The 17448-nt window shown below is 70.8% G+C and carries 19 protein-coding genes; 12 read left to right on the forward strand and 7 right to left on the reverse strand.

The genetic code is table 11. The features are described from left to right. Window positions 1–53: 53 nt before the first annotated feature. The 3 genes from ACJQWL_RS02645 to ACJQWL_RS02655 are packed head-to-tail and all read left to right on the forward strand — an operon-like array spanning window position 54 to window position 3772. The gene (locus tag ACJQWL_RS02645) at window positions 54–1118 is read left to right on the forward strand and encodes an extracellular solute-binding protein (protein WP_330967713.1); all 1065 of its coding nucleotides are present in this window, start codon (window positions 54–56) and stop codon (window positions 1116–1118) included. Continuing rightward, entirely contained in the window at window positions 1102–2739 is a 1638-nt protein-coding gene (locus ACJQWL_RS02650; protein WP_330967714.1) for an ABC transporter permease, read from the forward strand. The genes ACJQWL_RS02645 and ACJQWL_RS02650 overlap by 17 nt, the downstream gene beginning before the upstream one ends. Beyond that, window positions 2729–3772, forward strand: coding sequence for an ABC transporter ATP-binding protein (locus tag ACJQWL_RS02655; RefSeq protein WP_330967715.1), 1044 nt, complete (start codon window positions 2729–2731; stop codon window positions 3770–3772). Before ACJQWL_RS02650 ends, ACJQWL_RS02655 begins: the two co-directional genes overlap by 11 nt. A gap of 52 nt (window positions 3773–3824) precedes the next feature. Here the strand turns inward: ACJQWL_RS02655 and ACJQWL_RS02660 are convergent, their stop codons facing one another. Further along, a complete protein-coding gene (locus tag ACJQWL_RS02660; RefSeq protein WP_330967716.1) occupies window positions 3825–5465 on the reverse strand; it encodes a serine hydrolase in 1641 nt (546 codons plus the stop codon). Window positions 5466–5590: 125 nt separating this feature from the next. On the opposite strand from ACJQWL_RS02660, the gene ACJQWL_RS02665 reads away from it, so the two are divergent. Together ACJQWL_RS02665 and ACJQWL_RS02670 are read left to right on the forward strand one after the other, a co-directional pair. Further along, window positions 5591–6832 carry a TIGR03862 family flavoprotein gene (locus tag ACJQWL_RS02665; protein WP_330967717.1) on the forward strand — a complete coding sequence of 414 codons (1242 nt, stop codon included), beginning with the start codon at window positions 5591–5593 and terminating at the stop codon, window positions 6830–6832. 111 nt (window positions 6833–6943) lie between these two features. Beyond that, complete coding sequence (locus ACJQWL_RS02670; protein ID WP_330967718.1) at window positions 6944–7759, forward strand: SDR family oxidoreductase; 816 nt, start codon at window positions 6944–6946, stop codon at window positions 7757–7759. A 35-nt stretch (window positions 7760–7794) separates the two neighbouring features. Here ACJQWL_RS02670 and ACJQWL_RS02675 read toward each other — a convergent pair whose 3' ends face one another. Next, window positions 7795–8049: a hypothetical protein gene (locus ACJQWL_RS02675; RefSeq protein WP_330967719.1), complete on the reverse strand. Its 255-nt coding sequence runs from the start codon at window positions 8047–8049 to the stop codon at window positions 7795–7797. Between the two features lie 10 nt (window positions 8050–8059). Beyond that, a complete protein-coding gene (locus ACJQWL_RS02680) occupies window positions 8060–8806 on the reverse strand; it encodes a sulfurtransferase (protein ID WP_330967720.1) in 747 nt (248 codons plus the stop codon). Window positions 8807–8990: 184 nt separating this feature from the next. Between ACJQWL_RS02680 and ACJQWL_RS02685 the strand changes: the two genes are divergently transcribed. The 4 genes from ACJQWL_RS02685 to ACJQWL_RS02700 all read left to right on the forward strand — a co-directional run bounded on the left by ACJQWL_RS02685 (window position 8991) and on the right by ACJQWL_RS02700 (window position 12420). Continuing rightward, window positions 8991–9302, forward strand: a complete 312-nt coding sequence (locus tag ACJQWL_RS02685; RefSeq protein ID WP_330967721.1) for an HPF/RaiA family ribosome-associated protein — start codon at window positions 8991–8993, stop codon at window positions 9300–9302. Between the two features lie 303 nt (window positions 9303–9605). Beyond that, window positions 9606–11042: a GGDEF domain-containing protein gene (locus ACJQWL_RS02690; protein WP_330967722.1), complete on the forward strand. Its 1437-nt coding sequence runs from the start codon at window positions 9606–9608 to the stop codon at window positions 11040–11042. A gap of 144 nt (window positions 11043–11186) precedes the next feature. Next, the gene (locus ACJQWL_RS02695; RefSeq protein WP_330967723.1) at window positions 11187–11555 is read left to right on the forward strand and encodes a response regulator; all 369 of its coding nucleotides are present in this window, start codon (window positions 11187–11189) and stop codon (window positions 11553–11555) included. Between the two features lie 13 nt (window positions 11556–11568). Beyond that, window positions 11569–12420 (forward strand): cyclic di-GMP-binding domain-containing protein, MshE-related, encoded by an 852-nt coding sequence (locus ACJQWL_RS02700; RefSeq protein WP_330967724.1) that lies wholly within the window; start codon window positions 11569–11571, stop codon window positions 12418–12420. Between the two features lie 93 nt (window positions 12421–12513). Here ACJQWL_RS02700 and ACJQWL_RS02705 read toward each other — a convergent pair whose 3' ends face one another. Next, window positions 12514–13053, reverse strand: a complete 540-nt coding sequence (locus ACJQWL_RS02705) for a hypothetical protein (RefSeq protein ID WP_330967725.1) — start codon at window positions 13051–13053, stop codon at window positions 12514–12516. Between ACJQWL_RS02705 and ACJQWL_RS02710 the strand changes: the two genes are divergently transcribed. Together ACJQWL_RS02710 and ACJQWL_RS02715 are read left to right on the forward strand one after the other, a co-directional pair. Beyond that, window positions 13052–13300 carry a hypothetical protein gene (locus ACJQWL_RS02710; protein ID WP_330967726.1) on the forward strand — a complete coding sequence of 83 codons (249 nt, stop codon included), beginning with the start codon at window positions 13052–13054 and terminating at the stop codon, window positions 13298–13300. The genes ACJQWL_RS02705 and ACJQWL_RS02710 overlap by 2 nt on opposite strands. A 145-nt stretch (window positions 13301–13445) precedes the next feature. Beyond that, entirely contained in the window at window positions 13446–14126 is a 681-nt protein-coding gene (locus ACJQWL_RS02715) for a type 1 glutamine amidotransferase domain-containing protein (RefSeq protein WP_330967727.1), read from the forward strand. Between the two features lie 10 nt (window positions 14127–14136). Here ACJQWL_RS02715 and ACJQWL_RS02720 read toward each other — a convergent pair whose 3' ends face one another. Genes ACJQWL_RS02720 through ACJQWL_RS02730 form a run of 3 tightly spaced genes read right to left on the reverse strand, consistent with a single transcriptional unit; the run spans window position 14137 to window position 16492 of the window. After that, on the reverse strand, window positions 14137–15480 hold the full coding sequence (locus ACJQWL_RS02720; RefSeq protein WP_330967728.1) for an MFS transporter: 1344 nt from the start codon (window positions 15478–15480) through the stop codon (window positions 14137–14139). Continuing rightward, on the reverse strand, window positions 15477–16067 hold the full coding sequence (locus tag ACJQWL_RS02725; RefSeq protein ID WP_330967827.1) for an HD domain-containing protein: 591 nt from the start codon (window positions 16065–16067) through the stop codon (window positions 15477–15479). Before ACJQWL_RS02725 ends, ACJQWL_RS02720 begins: the two co-directional genes overlap by 4 nt. A 59-nt stretch (window positions 16068–16126) precedes the next feature. Next, complete coding sequence (locus tag ACJQWL_RS02730) at window positions 16127–16492, reverse strand: DUF6164 family protein (protein WP_330967729.1); 366 nt, start codon at window positions 16490–16492, stop codon at window positions 16127–16129. Window positions 16493–16739: 247 nt separating this feature from the next. On the opposite strand from ACJQWL_RS02730, the gene ACJQWL_RS02735 reads away from it, so the two are divergent. Next, window positions 16740–17423 carry an energy transducer TonB gene (locus tag ACJQWL_RS02735; RefSeq protein ID WP_330967730.1) on the forward strand — a complete coding sequence of 228 codons (684 nt, stop codon included), beginning with the start codon at window positions 16740–16742 and terminating at the stop codon, window positions 17421–17423. Window positions 17424–17448: the final 25 nt, after the last annotated feature.

A 17448-nucleotide genomic window follows, 5' to 3' on the forward strand; every position in this document is an offset into this window, starting at 1 on the left:
ACGCTCCAAAGTTGTTACGATTCATTCTCATCTTTTCCTTCAAGGCACCGCCCATGCGTCCCCTGCTGCTCAGCTGCGCCGTGGTCACCGTCCTGGCCGCCTGCTCGCGTCCCTCCACCGATCCGGTTGCGACCGCCGATACCACCCCCGCCGCGGCGCCCGCCCCGGCAACCGAACTGGTGGTCTACACCTCGCGCAACGAACAACTGGTCAAGCCGCTGTTCGACCGCTACACGCAGGAGACCGGCATCAAGGTCAGCTACCTCACCGACCAGGCGCCGCCGCTGATGGAGCGGCTCAAGGCCGAAGGCAGCCAGACCCCGGCGGACGTGTTCATCACCGTGGACGCCGGCAACCTCTGGCAGGCCGCCAACCTGGGGCTGCTGCAAGGCGTCGATTCGCCCACCCTGCAGGCCAACATCCCGGAAAACCTGCGCGACCCCGACAACCGCTGGTTCGGACTGTCGGTGCGCGCCCGCACGCTGGTCCATGACCCCGCCGCTACTCCTGCTGGCGAGTTGTCGACCTACGAGGACCTGGCCGACCCGAGGTGGCGCGGCAAGCTGTGCCTGCGCACGTCCGCTTCGGTCTACAACCAGAGCCTGGTGGCGACGATGATCGGCACCCTCGGCCCGCAGCGCACCGAAGAGGTCGTGCGCGGCTGGGTGGCCAACCTCGCCGCCGAGCCGTTCGCCAACGACACCGCGGTGATCGAGGCGGTCGGTGCCGGGCGCTGCGCGGTCGGCATCGTCAACAGCTACTACCTGGGCCGGGCCAAGAACGAGGACGCCCGCCTCACCGTGGAGCCGTTCTGGCCCAACCAGGGCGAATCGGCCGGCGGCATCGGCGGTGTCCACGTCAACGTGTCGGGCGCAGGCGTCACCGCGCATTCCGACCAGCCCGAAGCGGCGAAGGCGTTCATCGAATGGCTGTCGGCGGGCGAAGCGCAGGCCATCTATGCCAACGAGAACATGGAGTTCCCGGCCAATCCGCAGGTGGCCGCCGCGCCGCTGGTCGCCGGCTGGGGCGAGTACCGCCAGGACCTGATCAACGTGTCCGAGGCCGGCCGGCTGCAGGCCGAGGCCGTCAAGCTGATGGACCGTGCCGGCTACCGCTGACCCGCACGCACTGTCGACCGCACACGCCCCGCCCCGCGCGGGGCGTGTCGCGTCTTCGCCCTGGGTCTGGCTGGCCGTGCTGCTGTCGCTGCCGGCGCTGGTGCCTTTGGTGGCCACGCTGTCCGCGCTTGCGCGCCCCGATCCCGACACGCTCGCGCACCTGCTGCAGTTCGTACTGCCGCGCGTGGCCGGCAACACCGCGTGGCTGTTGATGGGCGTGGGGCTGGGCACGGCGCTGCTTGGCACCGCATTGGCGGCGCTGGTCGCGCTGTGCGAGTTCCCCGGCCGTCGCCTGTTCGCGTGGCTGCTGGTGCTTCCACTGGCGATGCCCGGCTACGTGCTGGCAGTGGTGTTGATCGACCTGTTCGACTACGCCGGCCCGGTTGCCACCTGGCTGCGCGGGGTCGGCGGCCCCGCCATGCCGGAGGTCCGCAGCCGGGCCGGCCTGGTCCTGGTGATGACGCTGGCCTTGTATCCCTATGTCTACCTGGTGGCCCGCGAGGCCTTCGAAACCCAGGGGGCACGCGCGATAGAAGCCGCGCGAACGCTGGGCATGGGTCCGTGGCGGGCATTTCTGCGCACCAGCCTGCCGATGGCGCGGCCGTGGATCGCCGGCGGCACGCTGCTGGTGCTGATGGAGACCCTGGCCGACTTCGGCACGGTGTCGGCGTTCAACTACGACACCTTCACCACCGCGATCTACCAGGCGTGGTTCGCGCTGTTTTCAACCGATACCGCCCTGCAGGTGGCCGCGGCGCTGCTGGTGGTGGTCGTGGCACTGGTGGCGCTGGAAGCCTTCTCGCGCCGGCGGCGGTCGTTCGCCGGTGTCGGCCACCGCTCGGCTGCGCGCACAGAACTGGGACGTCGGGCATGGCTGGCAACCGGGGCATGCACGCTGGTGGCGGTCGCCGCCATCGGGGTGCCGCTCTCGCGCCTGGCGTGGAACGCCTCCCGCCACATTGGCGAGATCGACGCGCGCTACTGGGGCACGGTCGGCAACGCGGTGTCGCTGGCGGCAATGGCCGCCGCGCTCACCGTCGCCGCCGCCTTCGCCGTGGCCATGGCGGCGCGCGAACGCCCTGGTGGTCTCACCGCCGCGACCACGCGCCTGGCCACGCTGGGCTATGGCCTGCCGGGTGCGTTGCTGGCCATTGGCCTGTACGTGCCGGTGGCCCAGGCCAGCGCACGCCTGGCCGAGGCGTTCGACCTGGCCATCGCCCTGCAAGGGGGGCTGGCACTGCTTCTGGTGGCCTACGGCATCCGCTTCATGGCGGTTGCCCACGCACCGGTGTCCGGCGGGCTGCTCCGCGTCCGGCCGCACCTGGTGGAGGCCAGCCGGAGCCTGGGCGTTACCGGGCTGCGACAGCTGCGGCTGGTGCAGTGGCCGCTGCTGCGGGGCAGTTTCGCCACCGCGGCGCTGCTGGTGTTCGTCGACGTGATGAAGGAAATGCCGATCACCCTGATGATGCGCCCCTTCGGCTGGGACACACTGGCCACGCGGGTGTTCGAGCTGACCAATGAAGGCGAATGGACCCGCGCCGCGGTGCCGGCCCTGGCGATCGTGCTGGCCGGCCTGGTGCCGGTGATCCTGTTGACCCGACGGAGGGGCGATGCGGCTTGAAGTGGACAACGCGGCGGTCGGGTACGGCGGGCGCACGGTCCTGTCGGGCGTGTCGTTCGCACTGGAGCAGGGCGAGGTCGGCTGCCTGCTCGGACCGTCGGCTGCGGGCAAGACCACCCTGCTGCGCGCGGTGGCGGGCTTCGAGCCCCTGCTGGCCGGCGCCATCCGCGGCGACGGACAGGTGCTCAGCGGGCCCGGGGTCCGGTTGCCCCCGGAGAGCCGCCACGTCGGCATGGTGTTCCAGGACCATGCGCTGTTGCCGCACCTGGACGTGCTCGGCAACGTGCAATTCGGCCTGTTCCGCCAGCCCCGGCGGCAGGCCGAATCGCGGGCGCGCGACATGCTGGAGCTCGTGGGCCTTGCCGATGCCGGCGCGCGCGCGCCGCACGAGCTCTCCGGTGGCCAGCAGCAACGGGTCGCCCTGGCGCGTGCACTGGCCGCCCGGCCACGGCTGGTGCTGCTCGACGAGCCGTTCTCCAGCCTTGACCCGAACCTGCGCGAAAGCCTCGCCCTGGACGTGCGTGCCGCGCTCAAGCACGAAGGCGTGGGCGCGCTGCTGGTGACGCATTCGCAGATCGAAGCGTTTGCGATGGCCGACCGCATCGGCGTGGTGGGACTCGGCCACCTGCAGCAGTGGGGCCGCGCCTACGACCTGTACCACCGGCCCGCCAACCGGTTCGTCGCCGGCTTCGTGGGCGAAGGTGTGCTGCTGTCCGGCCGCGTGGACGACGAGGGCCACGTCACCACGCCGTTCGGCGCGGTGCGCTCGCGGGTGGCCGCGGCCGGCACGGCGACCGACGTCGACGTGCTCTTGCGTCCGGACGACGTGATCCACGACGACGACGCACCGCTGCAGGCGCGCATCGTCGCCCGGCACTTTCGCGGCGCGGAGTTCCTCTACACGCTGGAACTGGACGACGGCCAACGCGTCGAATCGCTGGTGCCGTCCCACCATGACCACGCGGTCGGGCAGCGCATCGGCGTGCGCCTGGACCTGGAGCACGTGGTGGTGTTTCCGCGCGAGACGCAGTAACGGCGGACAAGGCGAGTGCCCTGCCCCGGCAAGCCGGGGGCGGGCACCGCAGTCAGCCTCTCGTCGGTTCCGGCCCCACCGGCACCAGGCGCAGGTCGTGGAAGTCGAAGCTGAAGTCCGTCAGTGGCGAGACCGCTTCCATCCGGACTTCACGCACCTCGCCATCGGGGTCCAGCGCGAAACTGACGAACGCGTCGGCGTTGAGCCAGCGCTGGTCCCAGCGCACGATGAAGGTGTCGTGCTGCCAATGCTCCAGCGTCCCGACCAGCGCGGAGGTGCGGGTGAATCGAAGGCGCAGGCCGTCGCGCGCGGACTCGACGACCACGTCGCCGTACCACGGGTCGCGGTAGGTACCGGCGTACGCGCGCCGCGGCAACGAGGGCTCGGAGGCGGCATCCCGGGATGCCTCGTGCCTGGCCCAGTCCTCGTCCGAATCCGACTGCGACTTCGCCAGCGCCGCCGCGTAGGCCGCGCTCCAGTCGGTGCGCGGCGCATCCAGGTAGGCATCCAGCACGCGCAGGGTCACCGCGTTGAACGCGCCACCCAGCTCGGCATTGGTCAGGACGATCACGCCCAGGCCCTCCTCCGGCACCAGCGTCATCCGCGACACCATCCCCGGCCAGCCGCCGGTGTGCCAGACCAGCTTCTCGCCCCGGTAGTCGGACAACTGCCAACCTTCGCCATAGCCCATGAAGTTGGGGCGCGCCGCCTCCAGTTCGGGCACCGAAGGCTTGCGTACCGGTATGGGCGTGACCACCGACCACATGGCCTGCTGCCGTTGCTCGCTGACGAGGCGTTCGGCGCCGTCGCCGGCACCTCTGATGAGCCCGCCCGCCAGGTGCACCTGCATCCAGCGGGACATGTCCAGCACGTTGGCGTACAGGCCCCCGGCCCCGGAGACGTTCGCCCAGCTCAGGCGCGGCGCCGGCACCAGCGCCTTGAAGTCCGCGCGGGCGTGCCCGCTGGCGACGTTGTCGCCGGGGCGCAGCGCATCGCTGTTGAAGCGCACCGCGTCCATGCCCAGTGGCTGGAAAATGCGGGTACGCAGGAATGCCTCCAGCGGCATCCCCGAGACGTCCTCCACCACCAGCTGCGCCACCCCGTACAGGATGTTGTCGTAGGCATAGCGGCCGCGGAAAGCGCCCGCCAACGGCACGTCCTTCAGACGCTGCGCGACCTCGCGGGTGGTGTAGTCGGTGCCCGGCCAGTACAGCAGGTCGCCCGCGCCCAGCCCCAGGCCGCTGCGGTGTGCCAGCAGGTCGCGGATGCGCATTTCGTGGGTGACGTAGGGGTCGGCCATGCGGAACCACGGCAGGTGGTCGATAACGCGGTCGTCCAGGTCCAGCTTGCCCTCGTCGGCCAGGATCGACAGCGCAGTGGCGGTGAAGCCCTTGCTGATCGACGCGATGGCAAACAGGGTGTCCGGGTCGACGGGCGCATCCCGCCCCAGCTCCCGCACGCCATAGCCGCGTGCGAGCACCACCTCGCCGTCCTTGACTACGGCCACGGCGATTCCGGGTACTTCGAACGTCTCGCGCACGCGTTCGACATAGGCATCGAAATCCGACAGCGCCGCCGGCAGCGCTGCCCCCGGCGGCTCGTCCTGCCGGGCCACCGCGGCAGCCGGCGCGAGCAGGCAAAGCGCGAGCACCGCGGCGGCATGGATGCGCGCAGCGCGCAGGTTGATCGTCATTCGAGTTCCCCGGCCCCCGCGGCATCGCCCGCGTCGCGATCGACGACGATACCCGAGGCAAACCGCCCTGTCCGGCGCAGTCACCGCCGCTGGCACAATGGCGCGCCCTGCACGCGGACCCGCCGATGACCCAGCCCCTGCCCCACCCGGACGTCGCCGTCATTGGCGGCGGGCCCGCGGGGTTGATGGCGGCGGAAGTCGTCCGCGCCGCCGGTCTTTCGGTCGCCGTGTACGACGCCATGGGCTCGGTCGGGCGCAAGTTCCTGATCGCTGGCAAGGGCGGGCTCAACCTCACCCACGCCGAGCCACGGCCCGGCTTCGATGCGCGCTACCGCGAACGCCGGGACGAAGTCGCCACGTGGCTGGACGGCTTCGACGGCGATGCCCTGCGCGAGTGGGCGCGCGGGTTGGGCGTGGACACCTACGTCGGCAGCTCCGACCGCGTATTCCCGCTGGACCGCAAGGCCGCGCCCCTGCTGCGCGGCTGGGTGCGTCGGCTGCGGGCGTCGGGCGTGCAGTTCCACATGCACCACCGGTGGACCGGCTGGGACGATGACGGGGCGCTTGCCTTCGACTCGCCCGAGGGCCAAGCCCGGGTCCGACCGCGTGCGACCGTGTTGGCGCTGGGCGGCGGCAGCTGGCCGCAACTGGGCTCGGACGGGGCGTGGGTGCAAGCGCTGACGCGTCACGGCATCCCCGTCGCGCCCCTGAAGCCGTCCAACTGCGGCTTCGACATTGACTGGACGCCGCACTTCGCCCGGCGCCACGCCGGCGCACCGCTCAAGCCCGTGGTCGCGCACTGGACCGACGAAACCGGCTGTGCGCATGCGCTGCAGGGCGAGTGCGTGGCGACGCAGAGCGGCATCGAAGGCAGCCTGGTGTATGCGCTGTCACCGGTGCTGCGCGATGCGATCGAGCGCGATGGCCAGGCGACCCTGCACCTGGATCTGGCGCCCGGCCGCACGTTTGAACGTCTGCACCAGGACCTGTCCAAGCCGCGTGGCAAGCGCAGCCGCAGCGAGTACCTGCGCCGGCAGGCGGGTGTCGATGGCGTCAAGGCCGCGCTGCTGCATGAGGTGCTGGCGCCAGCCGATTTCGACGACGCCGACCGCGTCGCCGCCACCCTCAAGCGCCTGCCGCTGGTCCTGCGCCGGCCGCGACCCTTGGCCGAGGCGATCAGCACGGCTGGCGGCATACGGCTGGAATCACTTGACCAGCGGCTGATGCTTGCCGCGATGCCCGGTGTGTTCTGCGCCGGCGAGATGCTGGATTGGGAAGCGCCCACCGGCGGGTACCTGTTGACGGCCTGCTTCGCCAGCGGGCTGCGGGCAGGTCTTGGCGCCGCAGGGTGGCTGGCGCGGGTCTGATCGATCGTCCGGTCCCGGGCGTGGTGGAGGGCTCGCGCCTGCATTCAGACGCCTGTCGCTGCGTTAACGAGCCCACTGCCAAGGTGTCAGCCCCCGGCCAGGTACCGTTCGATGACGCTGACACCCCCCATCCATCCGCCTCCTGCACGCCCATTGGATGGGCGCACCATCGTCATCACCGGCGGCGCGCAAGGCATCGGCCGCGGCATCGCGCAGGCGGTGCTGGGCGCGGGAGGCAGGGTGTGCATCGGCGATACCGATGCCGACGCGGGTCGCGCCGCGCTGGAGGAATGGAACGTGGGCGACTGCGCACTGTTCCTGCGCGTCGACGTGGCCCGTGAGGCGCAGGTCGCGCGCTTCGTTCAACGCGCGCGGTCGCACTTCGGCCCGGTGCATGGGCTGGTCAACAACGCGGGGGGCACCGACCCGGTGAACGGCCCGCTCGAGAAACTCGACCTGCGCGAATGGCAGCGTCGGCTGGGTGCCAGCCTGGGCGGCGCTTTCCTGTGCAGCAAGCACCTGTTGCCGGCCCTGCGCGAAGCGGCCGGCGACGGCGGCGCCGCGTCGATCGTCAACATCGCCTCGACCCGCGCCCACCAGTCGGAACCGGACTGCGAGGCCTACGCGGCGGCAAAGGGCGGGCTGGTGGCGTTCACCCACGCACTGGCGGTCAGCGCCGGGCCGGGGGTGCGGGTCAACTGCATCAGCCCGGGCTGGATCGCCACCGATGCATGGCGCAAACCCACCGCCCGGCGTCGTCCCGGACTGTCGCGCCGTGACCAGGCCCAACACCCGGCCGGGCGGGTCGGTACGCCCGACGACATCGGGGCGCTGGCCGTCCACCTGCTGTCAGCCGCCGCGGGATTCACCACCGGGCAGGAGTTCATCGTCGATGGCGGGATGACGCGGTTGATGCGCTACGACTGATCGCCGCAGCGTTCGCTGCGCGTGGACTGCCGTGCTCAATCGCCGTCCTGGCCTTCATCGTCCGGTTGGTCCGGGCCTGCCGGTGTGGCGCCAGGGCGCTTGGCGGCCTCGCGCCCCTGCCGCGCTTTCCCGGCCGCCCACATGTTGTCGACCAGGTTCGGGTAGCGGCGCCCCGCTGCCTCGGCCCGTGCCCGTGCTTCTTCCACCTGCGCCGGCGTGAGCCCGGAGCGTGCGGGGCGCGGCTTCGGGTTGGATCGCAGCCAGGGCTTCGGGGTGGGAGGACGCTTCATCGCCGCGGGTTCAGGCGTCCGGCGCGTCCGGCGATACCGGCTTCAACGCCGGGTCCAGTGCCACCCGCTCGTCGAAAACGAAGCAACCCCCTTCGTAGCCCAGCCCACCGACCTGCTCGAAGTAACCCAGGATGCCGCCATCGAGCTGCAGCAGGTTGTCCATGCCGTCTGCACGCAACCACAGGGCGGCCTTCTCGCAGCGGATACCGCCGGTGCAGAAGCTCACGACCGTGGCGTCGGCCAGGGATTCCCGATGCGGTGCCAGTGCCTCGGGCAGGTCGACGAAGTTGTCGATCGGCAGGGTCAGCGCACCGGCGAAGGTGCCGTGCCCGACCTCTTCGCGGTTGCGGGTATCCAGCAGCACCAGCCTGCGGCCACCGTCGTCATGGCCCTGTCGGATCCAGCGGGCCAGGTCCGGCGGCGAGACGGCGGGGGCACGCTCGTCTGCGGGGCCGGCGCCGTCGCGGCGGAACGCGATGATCTCGCGCTTGCACTTGACCTTGAGCCTGGCAAAGGGGATCTCGTCACTGCGGCTGAATTTGGCCTGCAACGTGTCGAAGCCCGGCTCCGCGCGGACGCTGTCGAGAACGGCGTGGATCGCCTCGTCTGCCCCTGCGAGGAAGAGGTTCACCCCTTCGGCAGCGACCAGGACCGTCCCGCGCAGCGCGAGGGTCTCGGCCTGCCCCCGCAGGCGGTCGGCCAGTGCGCCCGGGTCGGGGACGGGAACGAAGTGGTAGGCGGCGACGTTGAGGGTCATCGGCGCATTTTACGGCTTGCGTGGCGAGGCCGGTGCCGAGCAGGACGCTCCGTGACGGCGCACGGCGTGCCGGTGCCGTCGTCCGTCGTGGACTTTCTCGCGCCCTAGATGCCAGTGCGCCTACGGTACCGTGCAAGGGTCGGCGTCCAGCCGGCCACCCGTCCCGACAGGAGTCATGCGCACGATGAAAGTACAGCTCAACACCGACAGCAACATCCAGGGCGACGAAGCGCTCGCCCAGCACGTTGAAGGCGTGATCGAGTCCACCCTCGGGCGCTTCGACAACCAGGTCACCCGCATCGAAGTGCACTTGAGCGACGTCAATGCAGGCAAGTCCGGCAGCGCCGACAAGCACTGCATGATGGAGGCGCGCATCGAGGGACGGGCGCCGGTGACCGCGACCGAAGAGTCCGCGACCGTGCGCGAGGCCATCTCCGGCGCCGCGCGCAAGTTGCAGCGGGTGCTGGACACCACGTTCGGCAAGATGGAGCGCTGACCCCCGGAAGTGGGCTACTCCCCGGCCGCGTGCACTGCACGCGGCTTTCTTTTGCGCGTCAGGGCGCTCGGGGTCAAAACCCCGCCCTCTCGCACGACACATCCGGTCCCTGGGCGTTGGGAGTTGGGAGTTGGGAGTTGCATCGCCCGATGCGTCGCCCCCATCGACCACCGGATGGCCGCGCATCGACCGCCGGTTCAAGTCCCCCAGCACCCGGCCGTTACCGCTTGCGAGCATGTGTCGCGGCTGCGCCGTGGCATACCGATAGAATCGCACCGGTCCCGACCAAAGGTGAGTACCCGGGTGAAGTCCAGCCTTGCCGTACCCGTACAGCGCCGAATACTGAGGCTCGCGGCGCCCGTGGTGGTATACGCGGCCTGGCTGGCGGCCTACGTGGCGGCGCAGCTGATGGCGTACGCGCCCCATGCCAGCCTGTGGTTCCCACCGGCTGCCGTCACCTTTGCCGCGGTGGCGGCCTTCGGTTGGCGCCGGTCGGTGCCCGCGCTGCTGGCCGCGTCGGCGACGGCCAGTGCGTTGACGGTCATGGGCTACTCGGCCCCGGCGTCCTGGACGCACTGGGTCGCAGCCCTGGTGCTGTTTCCCATCGCCCATGTCGGCGCCTTCGGGCTGGCCGCGCGCTTCACCCTGGCTTCCGTCGAACGCGGACCCGTGCCGTCGCTTCCACGCACCGTCGGTGCCTTCCTGGTGGGCGGTGCGGTCGCATCCGCGCTGGCGACGTGGCTGGGCGCATGGACGATGCACTGGGCCGGGATGCTCGAGCGCGACGCCATCCTGGCCACCGCGCTGCCCTGGTGGATCGGCGACTACGCCGGCCTGACCGCGCTGGGCCCGTTGCTGCTGCTTGCGCTGCGCGACCTGTCCGAGCGGGCCCGCCTGCCCGTTCGTGAGGTGCTGTTCGCCTTCGACGCCCTGCCCCGCCCACCGCGCTCGGAGGACCGGTTCCTGCCCAAGCTCGCGCTGGTGCTGGGCCTGGTCCTGGGCGCCCTGTTATTGCTGGCCGCCGCGCCCGAGCACGAATCGCTGCTGTTCCCGGTGTTCCTGTCCATCGTCCTGCAGCTGTGGATCGCCCATACGCAGGGGATGCTGCAGTCCCTGCTCTCGGTCGCGCTGTTCAGCGTGGTGCTGGTGGCCACTGTCGCCGCCCTGGACCTGGGCGACCACGCGCTCACCCTGCAGTTCGCCATGATCACCCTGGCGTCAGGCAGCTACTTCGGCCTGGCAATCCCGGTGCTGTACACCGACAACAGCAACCTGCGACGACTGCTGACCCACGATGCGATGACCGGGGCGTGCTCGCGCGCGTTCTTCCTGGAGCTGGCCGAGCAGGCGCGCCAGGCAGCATTGCGACGGGGCGAGCCGGTGGCGGTGCTGATGATCGACCTGGACAACCTCAAGACCGTCAACGACAGCCACGGGCACGCCGCCGGCGACGCCGCGCTGCTGGAGGTGGCGGATGCCTGCCGCAGTGCCCTGCGCCGCGAAGACGTGCTCGGGCGGCTGGGCGGAGACGAATTCTGTGCGGTATTGCCCGGTTGCGCGGCATCACGGGCCGAAACCGTCGCACACGCGATCCAGTCGCGGCTGGTGCAGGCACGGGTGAGCATCGGCATTGCCATCGACGAGGCGCCCGACACCGCGCTGCATGAGGTGATGGACCGGGCCGATACCGCGCTCTACGCGGCCAAGCGGCTGGGGCGTGGACGGGTCGAGCTGCGCTGAGTCGAGCGCTGGCGCGCGACCGTGACGGCGGTACCCGCTGGGGCGGGCATGCCCGACAGGACCGGGCGCGCAGGCTAAAGGATGGCGGGCGCCGGCCGTTACCCGGCTCAGGACATCCTCCGTCCGCCATGCCAGGACCCGAACATGAGCGCCCGCCCCACTGCCCTGCTCTGCGACGACTCGCGCGCCCTGCGCATGTTGGCCGCCCGCCAGCTGGAAGACTGCGGCTTCGACGTGGTGGGCGAGGCCGGCAATGGCGAGGAGGCCGTCAGCCAGTTCCTCAAGCTCAAGCCTGCCGTGGTCCTGCTGGACCTGGTGATGCCCAAGTGCGACGGCAAGCGCGCGCTGCGCGAGATCCTGGCGCATGACGACCAGGCGCGCGTGGTGATCCTCAGCTCGCTGGGCGCGCAGGCCGACATCGAGGAGTGCCTTCGCCTCGGTGCGCGGTCGTACCTGCAAAAGCCCATCGATCCTGACGTGATGGCACGCGTGCTCCACGAAACCATCGCCTGACCCAGAGGTCGCCATGGCAGCCAAGTTCTTCGGCCAGTTCCTGCTTGAAAAGGGCCTCATCAACCGCCAGCAGCTGTTGGCCGCGCTGGAGGCCCAGCACGCGTCCAATCCGGTGCTGGGCGAGCTCGCCCAGAACCGCGGCTGGCTTACCCCTGCGCAGGCACGCCGGGTCAACGAACGCCAACGCGCCGAGGACCAGCGATTCGGCGATATTGCCGAGTCCATGGGCCTCCTCGACCGCACCCAGGTCGACGAGCTGCTGGCCGAGCAGAAGGCGCGCCGCAAGCTGTTCGGCGAGATCCTGGTCGAGCAGGGATCCATCAACCGGCTGCAGCTGGACGCCGCGCTTCGCGAGCACGGTGCCGAGCGCGAAGATGCGCTCAAGGCGCTGCAGGTCGGTGTTTCGGGCCACCCGCTGGGCGAGGCCGCGACCAGCGCGATCAACACCAGCATGCGGTTGTTTCCGCGCACGCTCGGAGCGCCCTGCCAGGTGGCTGGCATCGTGGATTCGGCCGATGCGCTCGACGGCTGCACCGTCACCGCCCATGTCAGGATCGCCTCGGATACGCCAATGGCCATAGGGCTGGCGTGCGACGAGGCGACCATGCACCGCATGGCCTGCGCCTTCCTGTCGATCGAACCCGCGCAGTGTGACGATGCCCTGGCCTGCGACGCGCTGGGTGAGCTGGTGAACGTTCTGATGGGCTACGTGGTCCGCGAGACCGTGCCGGCCGATGCCGCGTACCGCGCCGCGCCGCCGGAATTCGGGGTGTCGGCGCTGAACTTCCTGCGCCAGGGCGAGCGCACGCTGGCCGTCGCCATGGCGTCGCCGCTGGGCCCGTTCGTGCTCATCGTCAACAACTGAGGCAGCGGCGGACCACCCCGCTGCCTTGGCGAGCCACCGACACTCTGGACGCACCCTGTGCCGGCCGGCGAGCAGGCGAACTGTAGCCGCGTGTCAGACCAGGCCCACGACCCCCAGCAGTGCCAGCAGAAGCACCAGGGCAGCGGCCGCGGTCCAGGCCAGCCCCCGCATGCCCACCACCCGCTCAGCCGACCCATGGCCCGGGTCAATAAACGGGTGTCCGGGAATGCGCTTGGCGTCGGCGGCGTCGGCGGCCTGGACCGGCAAGCCAGCCCCCGCCCGTCCCGCCGTCGCGGCCAGGCCCGACAAAGAGACGCCTGCCCCTCCATGCAGGTAGCGCAGCAGCGCCGAGGCCAGCGGGTCGTCCTGTGCCGCCGCCTGCAACCGTGCCCCCGGGTGGTCTGGCAACGGGCGGACCACGCCGCGTGCATCGACCCGCCCGTCCGCCAGCGGGAGGGCCGAGGCGCCCGCTGCGTGGGCCAGGTGGGCCAGGCGGGAAGCGAGCACGCTGGCCAGCTGGCGGCGCACGTCCAACGGCAGTTCGTCCACGCGCGGCAGACCCGTCGCCCCACCGGCTTCCAGCGCCGCCAGCAACGCGCCTGCCGGGGACCAGTGGGCCCCAGGCGACCCCATGGCGCCTGCAGGCGCGCCCATCGCAACCGGTGGCACCCGGGTCGGTGACTGGGCCGGTGCCAACGGTGCCATCGGCCCGGCGCCGGGCCGGGCGGCGCCCTGGGCCGTGCTGGCAATGGTGGTGGTAACCGTGGCGGGAATCCTGCTGGACATGGTGGTCGGAAAGTCGAGCGTGCAGCGCGAGCGGCGGGGCCTGGAAAGGGATGTCGTCTGGTACGGATCATCGGCCGGGAAACCGGAGACTTGAGCCGCGCCTCGCGGGTTGACCGGCGCGGCCGGTGCGGACGTAGCACCCGGACCGGCGCATCCACGCCGCCGCTGCCTGTCCGCGTCACGCAGGTTTGGCGACCGCGTTGCTAGCGTGCTGGCCTGACCCCTTGGAGCTGCCGCCCATGAAGATCCTGATGGTCCTGACTTCGCACGACCGCCTCGGCAACACCGGCCGCGCAACCGGCTTCTGGCTGGAGGAGTTCGCCGCCCCGTACTACGTGTTCAAGGACGCGGGCGCGCAGATCGTACTGGCCTCGCCCAAGGGAGGGCCGCCGCCGCTGGACCCCAAGAGCGACGAGCCCGATGCCCAGACCGCCGCGACCGGGCGTTACCGCGAAGACAAGGAAGCAATCGAGGCACTGACCCACACGGAGCGCCTGTCCAACGTGGTCCGCGGCGACTTCGACGCGGTGTTCTACCCCGGTGGACACGGCCCGATGTGGGACCTGGCCGAGGACCCGGACTCCATCGAGCTGATCGAAGCCTGCGACGTCGCCCACCGACCCCTTGGCGCGGTCTGCCATGCCCCCGCGGCCTTCCGCAATGCGCTCAACCGCGACGGCGATCCACTGGTGAAGGGCCGCAACGTGACGGCCTTCAGCAACAGCGAGGAGGAGGCGGTTGGACTGACCGACGTGGTGCCCTTCCTGCTCGAGGAGGTGCTCAAGGCCAACGGCGCGAGCTACACCAAGGGCGAAGACTGGAAGTCACACGTGGTCGTGGACGGCCACCTGGTCACCGGCCAGAACCCGGCTTCATCGGAAGACGCAGCCCGCGCCCTGCTCAAGCTGCTGGGGCGCTGACCGCACGCGGTCATTCCACGGCGCCGCACGCCCCGCGCGGAAGCGTCCACAGGGCCACCAGGGTCAGGGCGGCGGCAGCGGCCAGGTACAGGCCCACGCTTTCCAACCCATGGCGCCCCGCCAGCCACGTGGCGATGTAGGGCGCCAGCGATGCGCCGAAGATGCCCGAGAGGTTGAACGCCAGCGACGCCCCCGTATAGCGGACGCGGGCCGGGAACTGCTCGGACAGCAGGGTGCCAATAGGCCCGTAGGTCAGGCCCATCAGGCCGAGCCCGAGCAGCAGGAACACGCCCACCGACACCAGGCTTCCCGCCACGAACAGCCGGTCCATCAGCAGGCCGAAGACGAGGATCGCCACCGTGGCGATGATCATCGACCGCCGCCGCCCGTGCCGGTCGGCATGCACCGCCGCCAGCGGGATGGTGGCGGCGAATGCCACCACGCCGGCCATCTGCAGCCACAGGAAGGACTCGCGCGAGTAACCCAGCCGCGACGTGCCCCAGCTGAGCGCGAACACCGTCATCAGGTAGAACAGCACGAAGGTCGCCAGCGCACTGAGCGTGCCCACCAGCAGCGCCCGCGGGTGGTCCACCAGCACGTCGCGCATGGGCAGGCGCACGCGTTCGTGGCGGTCCAGTACCTGCTGGAAGGCCGGGGTCTCGCTGATGCTCAGCCGCACCCAGAGGCCCAGCAACACCAGCACCGCGCTGCCAAGGAACGGCACCCGCCAGCCCCACGACAGGAAGGCCTGCTCGTCGAGCGTCGCGCCCAGCAGCAGGAACGATCCGGTGGCCAGGAAGAACCCCAGTGGCGCACCCAGCTGCGGGAACATCCCGTACCACGCACGCTTCCCGGGTGGCGCGTTCTCGGTGGCCAGCAACACCGCCCCGCCCCACTCGCCGCCCAGGCCCAGGCCCTGCCCGAACCGGCACAGTGCCAGCAGTGCCGGGGCGAGCAACCCGATCTGCTGGTAGCCGGGCAGCAGGCCGATCACCACGGTGGAGACGCCCATCGTCAGCAGCGCCGCCACCAGCGTCGCCTTGCGGCCGACGCGGTCGCCGAAGTGGCCGAACACGACCGAACCGATCGGCCGCGCGAAGAACGCCAGCGCGAACGTGGCCAGCGACTGCAGCGTGGCGGTGGCCGGATCCCCGGAGGGGAAGAACAACGCAGGGAACACCAGCACGGCGGCGGTGGCGTAGATGTAGAAGTCGAAGAACTCGATGGTGGTGCCCACCAGGCTTGCGAACAGCACGCGCGACGGCGCGGGTACGTCCGCGGCCGGGGTGTGGCCGGGGTGTCGGGTTCGGGACGTGGGTGGGCCGGGCGAGCGGTTCACTGCGTTTGGGCTCATTGCTTGTGGGTCACCGCGCGGCGCAGGTTGATGCGCGCCTGGGCGTCCAGCCGCTGGTGGAAGAAGTCGCTCAGGTAGAGCCGCGGTTGCTGCAGCAAGGTCTTGAGGAACCGCTTGCGGTTGAGCCTGTACAGCCACGCCGGCACGTGTCCGCGGTACTCGGCGGCGATGCCACGGTCGTAGGCGGCGAATTCGTCGGGAGGCGCTCCCAGGACCGCCATGTCGCAGTCCAGGAAGTGCCGGGCGTCCTGCGCAGCCGCGTCTTCGCCCAGTTCCCCCGGTTCGATGCGGCCGTGCCTGGCGGTCAACTCGACCAGGCCGGCCACGCGGTCGGCGTCGATGTCGGTCGTCGGCAACCACCGCGCGATGTGCTCTCGCGCCAGCACGGCCGACCGGGCCTCGTTGTCGGAACGACCGGGCCCATACACGGCATCGTGGTACAGCAGCGCGAGCCAGACAGGGGCCGGTGCATGCCAGCCGGGACCCTCCTGGACCTCGTGGAAATGCCGCAGCAGCTGGTTCACGTGCCCGGCGTTGTGGTACGCGCGTGGCGGCGTCGCGTAAGCGGCCTCGAGCGCACGGCGCATGCCGTCGGGCAATGCGACCGGGTCGTCCGGGCCCACCGCCAGGGTGGCCGGATGCCGGCTCAGCCCCTCAACAGCCACGCGGGCAGGGCCATCAGGCCCAGCAGCAGGGCGATCGCAAGGCCGCTGAGCAGCACCCGCAGCGGGTCGCGGCGGACCACGTCGACGAAACGCTCGGCGGTTCCTTCCCGCTGCTCGCGCTCGCGGTCGGCGCGTGCCCGCTCACGCCGCTCCGCCTGGTAGCCGTCCATCAGCGTCCGTGCCTTCGGGTGGTCGTCGGCATCGTTCAGCCAGATTCCCCCATGGGAAATCCCCCAACGGCTCGGCTGGGTCTCGTAGAAGGCGATCCGATTGGCGTCCAGCATGGCGCGGACGTCGTCGGCCTCGTCGTCGGGCACGTTGCGCAGGTTGAGCAGTAGCTTGGCCATCGACGGATGATACCGAGTTGCACTCGTCCGCCGGCCGCGGTTCCGCCGCCCACGCGGGCCCAAGCCCGCCCCGCGCTCCGCTCGCTTCCGCCCCACCCTGTGTCCGCTCCCGGCGACTGCCCATGGCGACCGTTCGTCGGGGATCATCTGCGTGTCATGCGCCTGTAACCCAATGGCGCTGCGCTGCGTGTGTCATGTCCCTGCCACATTCGTGTGCTAGGGCCGCGCCGCGGCCATGGGAGGGGTCATGAACAGGATCGCCATTGCAGTCACCGCCGCCCTGCTGGGTTCGGCGACGTTCCACGTATCGGCCGGCGGGCCGGAAGTCCACACATTTGCGGTGTCGTTGGACACCGACGGGCGCGTCACCACGCTGCGCCCGGAGGGCGAGATGCCAGCCCGGACCGCCCGGGAGCTGGACGCGCGGGTCCGCAGCTGGCTGTTCCAGCCCATCGACGACAACGGCGGCGCAAGGGTCGAGACCTGGCTGCGCATCACGACCCGCGCAGAGGGCGACGGGCTGCACGTCGAGTCGGCCACCACCGGGCCGCTGCCGCGCACCATGCCGCTCCCGCGCTACCCGCGCGCTGCGGCGATGCGCGGCGACTCGGGCGTGGTCGTCCTGCGCCTTGACGTCGACGCCAACGGCGTGGTGACTGGCGCGACGCCGTACGACCCCGGGACGCGCACCTCGCGCGCGCTCGAGCAGGCGGCCCGGGACGCGGCGCTGGCGTGGCGCTTCCAGCCCGAACGCGTGAACGGCCGGCCGGTGGCAAGCACCGTGTTGCTGCCGATGTGCTTCCTGACCGGCGAGCCGACACCCCTGACCTGCAGCTGGAACGGGCCCGGGTCACAGCGGTACTCCCGCCACACGGTATTGACGCTGGAGCCGGCCGCACGCCTGACCGGCGAACTGGCATACGGAGACTAGTCTTCGGGGGAACCCGGCCCGACAC

It is taken from the genome of Novilysobacter viscosus (assembly GCF_046600715.1).
Classification (GTDB): Bacteria; Pseudomonadota; Gammaproteobacteria; order Xanthomonadales; family Xanthomonadaceae; genus Lysobacter_C; species Lysobacter_C viscosus.

Coding starts and splice junctions, on each gene's coding strand:
- ACJQWL_RS02645 (WP_330967713.1), top strand. CDS start 54: ATGCGTCCCCTGCTGCTCAGCTGCGCCGTGGTCACCGTCCTGGCCGCC.
- ACJQWL_RS02655 (WP_330967715.1), top strand. CDS start 2,729: ATGCGGCTTGAAGTGGACAACGCGGCGGTCGGGTACGGCGGGCGCACG.
- ACJQWL_RS02660 (WP_330967716.1), bottom strand. CDS start 5,465: ATGACGATCAACCTGCGCGCTGCGCGCATCCATGCCGCCGCGGTGCTC.
- ACJQWL_RS02665 (WP_330967717.1), top strand. CDS start 5,591: ATGACCCAGCCCCTGCCCCACCCGGACGTCGCCGTCATTGGCGGCGGG.
- ACJQWL_RS02670 (WP_330967718.1), top strand. CDS start 6,944: ATGACGCTGACACCCCCCATCCATCCGCCTCCTGCACGCCCATTGGAT.
- ACJQWL_RS02675 (WP_330967719.1), bottom strand. CDS start 8,049: ATGAAGCGTCCTCCCACCCCGAAGCCCTGGCTGCGATCCAACCCGAAG.
- ACJQWL_RS02680 (WP_330967720.1), bottom strand. CDS start 8,806: ATGACCCTCAACGTCGCCGCCTACCACTTCGTTCCCGTCCCCGACCCG.
- ACJQWL_RS02685 (WP_330967721.1), top strand. CDS start 8,991: ATGAAAGTACAGCTCAACACCGACAGCAACATCCAGGGCGACGAAGCG.
- ACJQWL_RS02695 (WP_330967723.1), top strand. CDS start 11,187: ATGAGCGCCCGCCCCACTGCCCTGCTCTGCGACGACTCGCGCGCCCTG.
- ACJQWL_RS02700 (WP_330967724.1), top strand. CDS start 11,569: ATGGCAGCCAAGTTCTTCGGCCAGTTCCTGCTTGAAAAGGGCCTCATC.
- ACJQWL_RS02710 (WP_330967726.1), top strand. CDS start 13,052: ATGGCGCCTGCAGGCGCGCCCATCGCAACCGGTGGCACCCGGGTCGGT.
- ACJQWL_RS02705 (WP_330967725.1), bottom strand. CDS start 13,053: ATGGGGTCGCCTGGGGCCCACTGGTCCCCGGCAGGCGCGTTGCTGGCG.
- ACJQWL_RS02715 (WP_330967727.1), top strand. CDS start 13,446: ATGAAGATCCTGATGGTCCTGACTTCGCACGACCGCCTCGGCAACACC.
- ACJQWL_RS02720 (WP_330967728.1), bottom strand. CDS start 15,480: ATGAGCCCAAACGCAGTGAACCGCTCGCCCGGCCCACCCACGTCCCGA.
- ACJQWL_RS02725 (WP_330967827.1), bottom strand. CDS start 16,067: ATGCGCCGTGCGCTCGAGGCCGCTTACGCGACGCCGCCACGCGCGTAC.
- ACJQWL_RS02730 (WP_330967729.1), bottom strand. CDS start 16,492: ATGGCCAAGCTACTGCTCAACCTGCGCAACGTGCCCGACGACGAGGCC.
- ACJQWL_RS02735 (WP_330967730.1), top strand. CDS start 16,740: ATGAACAGGATCGCCATTGCAGTCACCGCCGCCCTGCTGGGTTCGGCG.